This is a genomic window from Streptomyces sp. TRM68367 (assembly GCF_014495685.1).
Lineage (GTDB): Bacteria > Actinomycetota > Actinomycetes > Streptomycetales > Streptomycetaceae > Streptomyces.
Map to the genome: position 1 here is coordinate 1 of NZ_JACTVI010000263.1, position 1541 is coordinate 1541.

At 66.1% G+C, this 1541-nt stretch carries 1 protein-coding gene; it reads right to left on the bottom strand.

Annotated features, from left to right (window positions below; translation table 11 throughout):
* Positions 1 to 67: 67 nt before the first annotated feature.
* The gene (locus tag H8R17_RS45380; RefSeq protein WP_316959757.1) at positions 68 to 1186 is read right to left on the bottom strand and encodes an MFS transporter; all 1119 of its coding nucleotides are present in this window, start codon (positions 1184 to 1186) and stop codon (positions 68 to 70) included.
* Positions 1187 to 1541: the final 355 nt, after the last annotated feature.

Genomic DNA, 1541 nt, shown 5'->3' on the forward strand with positions numbered 1-1541 from the left:
GATCACGCTCGTGACATGCGCGAGCAGCCCAACCACCCGTCACGCCAGGGCCGTTGACCTGCACGAATCACGATGAAACTTCCTCAGTGACCATCTGCACCGAGGCCGTTGTCGCGCTCAGCACGCGGCTGCGCAGTTCCTCCGGCACCGTCTCATACGTCACGGTGGCCATGATGGGGTTGAGCACACCGAAGGCGAGGCCCTCAACTGCCATGATCACGACCAGCGGGGTGAAGGTATCGGTGAAGGCGGCCACCACGAAGCGCGGCAGGCCCCCGATGAGAAAAGCGATCGTGAACACGGGCCACCGCCGAAAGCGGCTGCCCACCGCCCCATAGACCAGCGCCCCCGTGAGAGCGCAAACCCCGAATGCCGCGTTCAGCAGACCGAGATCGACGGCACCATCAAGCTCCTCACGGGCATGCACGGGTAGGAGCACAGCGCTCCACCCCTGGTCGAGGCCCCTGGTGACCAGCGTCATCAGGCACAGGCCCAGCAGCAACGGCGTGGCCGCCACGAAGCGATACCCTTCCGCGAGTTCACGACGGTAGACACGCAGCGACGCCGGCTCGGCCCGTTGTTGGGCCCGCGCCTCGGGCAGGCCTCGCACCCCGAACGCGAACAGTGGCGCGGCCACGGCGAAGGTCGCGGCATCTACCAACAGGACGTTCTCGGCTCCGAGTACGGCGATCAGCACCCCTCCGAGAGCGGATGCCGTCAGCGCCGCGCAGCGTGCCGCACCGTCGTACAGCCCCGCAGCCCTGGTCAGCGGCATTCCGGCGCGTTCGGCGAGCGTGGGCACCAGGACGCCGCGAGCGGTTTCACCCGGCGCACGGAACAGCCCTGTCATCGCCATCAGCACGCACAGCATCCAGAACTGCAGGATGCCGGCGAACTGCAGCAGCGGGATCGCCGCAACGGCGACCCCGCAGGCGAGATCCGAGGCGACACTCACCCGCCGTCGGCCCATCCGGTCGATGACCGGACCGGTGACGAGCGCAGCGAGCACTGCGGGCAGCAGTGTGCAGAACGCGACGATCCCGGCCCTGGCGGCGCTGCCCGTGCTCTGTAGCACGAACCACGGCACGCCCATGTATGTAAGGCAATTCCCGGCGATCGAAACGAGGTTGGCGGCAAGAACCGTTGCCAGAGGACGGCGATCAACCGTCCCGAAGTCTTCGGACACTACGGTGGTCTCCCATAAGGGGAAGCGCCCACCGTGAATGAAGCAGGTCAGCCGGTGGGCGAAGCGAAGTGGTCAGCGTCTGGCGCGCATGGCGAGGCGCACCGCGGTGCGGTGTTCACAAGCAGCGCCTCCAACACTTCGCCGGGATGACCACCCGGCACCTCCATGCATTGTGACCTCGGGCACCGGCCCTCCGCAACGACGATCCGTCCCAATGAGCAAGCTCGATCTACCTTCCATCTGGATCTCGGAGCGCCGTGCTTCAACGCGCTAGTATCCTGCGCCGAAAATTACGATCTTAAGTAACTGGCTTGTTTTGCGGTCGGAGGGCGAGTTTAGCGAGGTAGTCGGCGAG